The organism is Streptomyces sp. NPDC020192 (assembly GCF_044388685.1).
GTDB lineage: Bacteria > Actinomycetota > Actinomycetes > Streptomycetales > Streptomycetaceae > Streptomyces.
The window spans coordinates 1-6,436 of record NZ_JBIRXG010000085.1 but is presented as its reverse complement, the minus strand read 5'-3'; the positions used below and the strand labels follow the sequence as shown (position 1 = coordinate 6,436).

The window sequence follows — 6,436 nt, the reverse complement described above, 5'->3', positions numbered from 1 at the left end:
TGGTCCCACTGGCGCAGACACCACCAAGCCATCGCCCGCCGCTGCCACTACCGAAGAAGAACCAGCTCAGGACACGATTTCTGACTGGAGTACTAATCCGCAGGACCGGACTACCAGCCTGCTTCGCGAGTGCGGGCGTGACCGAGACCGCGAAGTGGTCGGGGGCGCAGGCTCAGTCGGCCGCCGCGACCGCGTCCCTGATGAGTCGGTGAGCGGCCGCGTCGGTGCGGGCGGCGTCATGGGTCACCAAGCGGTCCTGGCACAGACCGCGCAGGCCGGAGACGAGGAGCGTGGCCGCTGTCCGCGCCTGCTGTGGCGGGTGACCCAGCCGGACGTAGGCCGCGGCGATGGGGCCGATCATGACCTCGACGGTCTCGGCCGCGATGTCGCCGTACTGCCCGGGATCAGTGGCGGCCAGGCTGAGCAGCTGGAGCAGCATGCGGACCGGCCCGGACTGCTCCCCGACGGTCATCGCCTCCCACAGGGTATGAGCCGCCTTGCGCAGCCCCGCGCTGTCGCGGACGTCGTCGAACATCGCGTGCGCGTCGGGACGGCTGGCGGCCAGCGCCTGGGCCAGCAGGTTCTCACGGCTGCCGAAGTAGTACAGAAGCATGCGCTTGGTGGTGCCGATCGACTCGGCGAGCGGACTCAGCGACATCTGCGCGACGCCGTGGTGCTGGAGGTGGTGCACCACCTGCTTCAGCAGCTCAGCGCGCTTCTCGGCGTTGACGGGGCGAGGCACGCTTTGACTGTACCGACCGGTACGCGTAAGGTCCAGCAGACGTAGATGTGCCGATCGGTACATTAATGGAGTGGCGCCATGGCGACGGCCAGGCGCGGGGCAGCCGAGAGGGGCGCCGTGAAACTGGTCGGATCGCGAACAGTGAAGGACCACCGGTACCGGAGAGGCGGCCACGGGGTGACCAGGGATCCGCGCGGCCGCGTCCCCCGCGGTCTCTGCAGCACGGCCGGCCGTGGCGGCCAAGGGGTGGTCCTGTGAAACACCGGATCGAGCGCCCCCGGGGCATGTCCGTGGCCAGAGTCCTCGTCGAGACCCTCACGATCCCGGCAGTGCTCTTCCTCGGCCTGCTCTTCTGCTTCCCCATGGCCTTTCACCAGCCTCAGCCCCACCACGCCAAGCTCGTGATCGCCGATCCCGCGGTGGAACGCACCGTCGACACCGCCCTGCAGCGGCAGCATCCCGGCGGGTTCGACGTCACCGCCGTCACAGACGCCCGAGAAGCCCGCCGGGCGGTGCTGGGCCGGGACGCCGCGGCAGGCTTCGCCGCCACGGGCAGACATGCCGTGCTCTACGTGGCCGGGGCCAACGGCGCGTCCCTCGATCAGGCGCTGGCCAAGGGCTTCACCCAGCTTGCGGCGCACAACCACCAGAAGCTCACCGTCACGGACGTAGCCCCCACGGTCAGCAAGGACGGGTCCGGCGCGACCCTGGTCTACTTCGGGATCGCCTGGAACGTCCCCGGCTACATACTCGCCACGACCCTGCTGCGGGCGGTGACCTTCAACCGGCGCACGAAGCTGATCACGATTGCGGGCGTCGCCGGCCTCTTCAGCGCCGTGGGTTTCCTCGTCGGCGTGGGACTGGGCTTCTTCCCCAACGACCCCGCGGCCCTGGCGATCGCCTTCCTGCTCACCACGGCCGTGGCCACGTTCTCCCTCGGCATGGCGCCCTTCGTCAAGCACTTCTTCCCCTTGGCGGGTCTGGGCCTGTACGTCGTGCTGAGCGTTCCCTCCAGCGGCCTGGTCCCCGTCCAGCTGTTGCCGGGGTTCTTCCAAGCCCTGCACGCCATCATGCCGCTGGGCAACGCGGTCGACGCCCTGAGAGGAGTCCTGTACTTCGACGGCGCCGGGGTGCTGAAGCCGGTCCTCGTGCTGTGCGCGTGGATCACCGCGGGTACGGCGCTGCTGAGCCTCGACGCGTGGCGGCACCACCGCATGGCCGTACGGCGGGGAGCGCAGGACGAGCCGGAGGACGTTCCCGAACCGCCGGTGGAGGACCCCTCCCTGGAGACGCCCACACCCACCGCGCTACCGGTCCACCCACACCACTTCGGCGAGCCGTTGCCGATGCTGGAGGGCACCGTCCGCGACGGCGAACAGCAGCCCGTCGGCCATGCCGCGGTTACCGTCATGGACACCGGCGGCCGGCAGTTGGTGCGGACCACGACGAACGCACGGGGCGAGTACGCCGTGACCGGTCTGCCCGAGGGATACATCAGCGTCGCCGTCTCGCACCCCGGCCGGGACCCCCTCGTCCGCCAGAAACTGCTGCAGTCCGGGGTGGCCGTCCGGGCCGACTTCACCCTGCACGACCGGCGCAACGGGACGCCCGTCCGCGCGGGCGCTCAACGCCTCGACCTCGGACACGCGAGACACGGATCTTGAGGCCACACGGATGGCGCCAGCCGGGGCCGACGTGGTTGATGCGCCCTGCTCGATGCACACCGCGACGATCTTGGTTTCCCGGGAAGCCGCCGCCCCCGCGTGGCGGTGGCCCCCGGCGCCATCGCACGGCCGGAGGATGCGGCCGAAACCATCGCTCTCTTTGCTGGACGTATGCGGAAAACAAGAATGCCGGGATCGGCAGCGGCCCGGGCTGGAGGGAAACACATGTCTGACAAGAATCACGCCACGGTGGCGGTCACGGGGGTGACCGGTGCGCTCGGCAGCCGGATCGCGGCCCGACTCGCCGGCCACGGCGTCCCGCAACTCCTCGTCGGACGTAGTCCCGACCGCATGCCCGAACTGCCAGGCGCCCAGCGACGCGGTCCGGCCGCCTACGCCGACGCCGCAGACATGCGCAGGGCGCTCGAGGGCGCGTCGACCCTCATCCTGGTCTCCGGACACCGTACGGGTCGCCGACTGGAAGAACACGCCACCGCGGTCGAGGCCGCGATCGCGGTCGGCGTGGGCCGGGTCCTGTATGTGTCCCTCGTCAGCGCGGCGCCCACCGCCACCTACCTCAACGCCCGCGACCAGTGGCTGACCGAACAGTTCCTGGCAGGGACCGGGATCCGCCACACAGTGCTCCGGGCGGGCTTCTACGCGGCGACGCCTGCCGCCCTCGCCAACGAGAAACTTGTCGTGAGCGGCCCTGCGACGACAGGCCAGGCCGCCTTCGTCACCCACGAGGACATCGCCGACGTGATCACGGCCGTCGCCCTCGAGGACGGTCCCCGCTCCGAGCACGACGGCGCGACCCTGGAGATCACCGGGCCCGAGGCCCTGACTCTCGACGAAGCGGTCACCCGGATCGCCGCAGCCACCGGTCGGCCCTACCGCTACGAACCCGAGACCCTCGAAGAGGCCTTCGCACGGCGATGGCGACTGGGCATGAGCGGGGAACAGATCGAGACCTGGATCTCGTGGTATCAGGCGATCGAGAGGGGCGAGGTTTCCGTGGTCACCGACGTGGTTCCTCGACTCACCGGCTCACCGGCGACTCCGATCTCGAACGCAGCCTGGTGGCCCGCGCCGAACACCGCGCGGGGTACCGCTGAGTTGAGGCGGAAGCGAAGCTAAGACGGTCCCCCGTGTGGTGAGGCGGTCGTTGGGCGGTGCATGAGGCGGGAGTCCGCGGTCGAAGGTGCGGCCTCAGGATGGCCGCCAACCAGTCCTTGCCGCACGTAAAAAGCAGGGGCGAATACGGCGTACACCCAAGGCGTCCCCTCAGGAAGGCCCGGCCGAGCCTCGGGAGCGATGTCCATCAGTGCGTGCAGGCATGCTGCAGTACGAGAACAAGGCTGACACCGAGGACGAGTGCGTCACTCCCAGGACCGTCACTTTCGTCTGATCGCTCATCTGCGGCCGTTCATTCGTGCGGAGGGCTCGGTTCCTACCGGCGACTCGGAGTCCTTGACGGCCCGGACAGCGAGCTGGCCGTCGCCCGCACTGCAGGCCCGCAAGACCTGCCGGACACACCCGACATCCGCGCGGGCGAGGGGAATGTGGCTACTGGTTTTCTGCCTGGCCAGAATGGCATGGCAAGGAACTGAGGCGCATCACACGATCTGGTGATCGGTCCGACCGTTCCCTCCCCTGTCGCGAGTAACTCCTCCTTACTGGTGCCCGTGCGATGGCGACGAGATACTCGACGACGCGCACAGGGATCGCCCTGAGTCGATCTTTCTGCGGCCAAGCCCGAAAGGGACGCCCTGAAGAAGGGCGGCGGGTCGCACGCCGACCAATCACTCGATCGTGCGATGTTCCCCGCCCTTTTCCGATCCATAGTGATTCCTGTTAGCGATCGATAAAACAAGGAGAAATGACCATGGAAAAGCTCGCACATCGCATCGGGATTGTGACTGCGTCTCTTGCATTCGCCACAGGTGCCCTCTTCTCTGCCGGCGGTTCCGCGAGTGCGGCCACTTTTTCGGCGGACACGCCCACCCCCGCCCAATCAGGTGTGGTTGCGGGGACGGGAGCCACCAGCTGGAACCACGGCGGGTACGGCGGAGTCAGGAGTGAGGGCTACCGCCACCACGGGAAGCCCTCGGACGGGCACTGCGGCCGCTACGCCTACGACCGCTTCGACCGGTTCTACCCCTGGGTCTGGGACCAGCTCACGGAGCTTGGACACGTCAACTGACCCGGGGTGTCCGTCAACGCGAACTCCCCGCCCCAGCATCACAGCCCGAGCAACCGGCAGCGCCAAAAGCCGCCCAGCCCTACACCCCTCGCCGTCGAACGCATCAAGCGCATACCTGCCACACCAACGCCTGCCCCGTCGGCCTCGCCACCCAGGCCCCGCGCCGCGCCAGGGCATTGAACGTCCACGAAACATCGGCTCGGATCCACCGCTTCCAGTCCGCCACGGCGCAAGATCATCGCTTCGCCGGCCGCATGTGAACCCGCTGATTGTGCCAGCACACGCTGCGCCGGCGTGTAGACCCGGTCACTGCCGAGTCCCATGCGGAGGAGAGGGAGTCTCATCGTGGCCAGAACCTCGTCTCCGTCATTGAGGCTGGAGGAGCGCCACCCGCTTGCGGTGGGCCGCAAGCTCCTCATCGACGCAACCGCGTGCTGCGCGAACTCGACGCGGCACACCAGGGAGAAAGCCCAGCTCACGACTTGATGACCCTGGGCACACGGTCTTGACGACTAATTGGTGAGAGCATCACCCTGCGTCATTAGATCTGTCGCGATGCCCACAAAGAGCTCCGCGCCGGGAGTGCTGACTGCGCAAGGACCGCTCACTAGATTATGCGATGCACAGCGAACACTGATGGTGTTGGTATTTAGTCCCTGATAGAAGTCGGGGGTGTTTTGCACGATGAGCGGTACTGACAGTTCCCTGAGCTCTACGCCAGCTGGGTCCCAACCTTCCTCGTCTTGTCACACGCACATCCCGGAGTGCGCCGCCACCGATCTCGACTCTCCGAAGTATGAGGCAGGCCAAACATTCACAGATGGACTGGAGCCCTGGCTTTCAGCGTGGCTGGCAGTCGGCCAGGAGAATCACTGACAGAAAATGCCATTCCCCCATCCCCTCGTTGAAGCTGATGAGCCGACAATGAATGACACCGTCATCTGGTTGATCGGATTCCGCTATCGCATTGCCCCCGATCGAATAATTCGGTGCTTCTACCTGGTCGACAACGCCAGGGACCAGCAACAGGCTCGGCAGATCGCCGCCGAACGGGCGGAGACACCCGCCGAACGTGGACGACGCAAGCACCTCATTCTTGACCAGGCTTGGACCGAAATACGGTGCCTGCACTGTGACTCCATCGGCAGATGGAAATTTGAGCTCGCGGAGGATTCCCGCTGAACGTCGTCCGCCACGGCCCAGCATGGAAGCGCCAAGCCGGGCATGGTGTAGTAGCGGTGAGTCAGTCAGAGCTGGGGAGCGTAGCGAGGGTTTGGCATGGGTGGGACGGTCGGGCTGTCCCACCAACGTGTGTCCGCGCCGCATCTAGTGACAGCGGCGGGCGCGTACTTGGTGGCGACGCCACCATCCGGACCAGTTCACCGCGTGGTCGCGGCATGCAGGAGGGTGGCGGGCTTCAGCTGCCAGCAGACGACGGATTTCAGCTGGTGTGAGGTCCACGAGGTCGGGTGCGTCGGCCGGGTCACCCCATATTCTCACTTCTGGACGGCCCTCACCGTGAGGAACGCGTGGGTGAGCATGGTGAGCGTGATGTGCCGGCACCATCCCATGTAGCGGCGGACCTCGTACTTCTACGACAGTGAGTCTTTTCCAACCTGCGCCGGTGGCTGTGCAGGGCAGCAATCGCCGGGCTGCTCCCGGGCTCAACTTCCCTCGGAATCCAGCCGCTCAGCGGCTTGGAGCAGGTACTCGGGGAGCTTCGACCTGGCGGCTAGTAGGGCTTGGTCAGGTCGGTTGTGGTGGTGCGTGTCCTGCGGGCCCGGTGTGGCGTTGAGTGTGCGTGACTCCGGACGAGATTGCTGTGGT

The 6,436-nt window shown here is 67.0% G+C and carries 6 protein-coding genes; 4 read left to right on the top strand and 2 right to left on the bottom strand.

Features of this window, described 5'->3' with window-relative positions:
• Positions 1 to 172: 172 nt before the first annotated feature.
• Entirely contained in the window at positions 173 to 742 is a 570-nt protein-coding gene (locus tag ACH47Z_RS46750) for a TetR/AcrR family transcriptional regulator (RefSeq protein ID WP_399086615.1), read from the bottom strand.
• A 284-nt stretch (positions 743 to 1,026) separates the two neighbouring features.
• Here ACH47Z_RS46750 and ACH47Z_RS46745 point away from each other — a divergent pair, with 284 nt between their 5' ends.
• From ACH47Z_RS46745 to ACH47Z_RS46730, 4 genes are all read left to right on the top strand, one after another.
• Positions 1,027 to 2,406, top strand: coding sequence for a carboxypeptidase regulatory-like domain-containing protein (locus ACH47Z_RS46745; protein WP_399086612.1), 1,380 nt, complete (start codon positions 1,027 to 1,029; stop codon positions 2,404 to 2,406).
• Positions 2,407 to 2,631: 225 nt separating this feature from the next.
• Complete coding sequence (locus ACH47Z_RS46740) at positions 2,632 to 3,543, top strand: NAD(P)H-binding protein (RefSeq protein ID WP_399086609.1); 912 nt, start codon at positions 2,632 to 2,634, stop codon at positions 3,541 to 3,543.
• Between the two features lie 748 nt (positions 3,544 to 4,291).
• Positions 4,292 to 4,609: a hypothetical protein gene (locus ACH47Z_RS46735; protein WP_399086606.1), complete on the top strand. Its 318-nt coding sequence runs from the start codon at positions 4,292 to 4,294 to the stop codon at positions 4,607 to 4,609.
• The gene (locus ACH47Z_RS46730) at positions 4,525 to 4,869 is read left to right on the top strand and encodes a glutamate synthase-related protein (RefSeq protein WP_399086618.1); all 345 of its coding nucleotides are present in this window, start codon (positions 4,525 to 4,527) and stop codon (positions 4,867 to 4,869) included. Before ACH47Z_RS46735 ends, ACH47Z_RS46730 begins: the two co-directional genes overlap by 85 nt.
• A 580-nt stretch (positions 4,870 to 5,449) precedes the next feature.
• On the opposite strand, the gene ACH47Z_RS46725 is transcribed toward ACH47Z_RS46730, so the two are convergent.
• A complete protein-coding gene (locus tag ACH47Z_RS46725; protein ID WP_399086603.1) occupies positions 5,450 to 5,740 on the bottom strand; it encodes a hypothetical protein in 291 nt (96 codons plus the stop codon).
• Between the last annotated feature and the right edge of the window lie 696 nt (positions 5,741 to 6,436).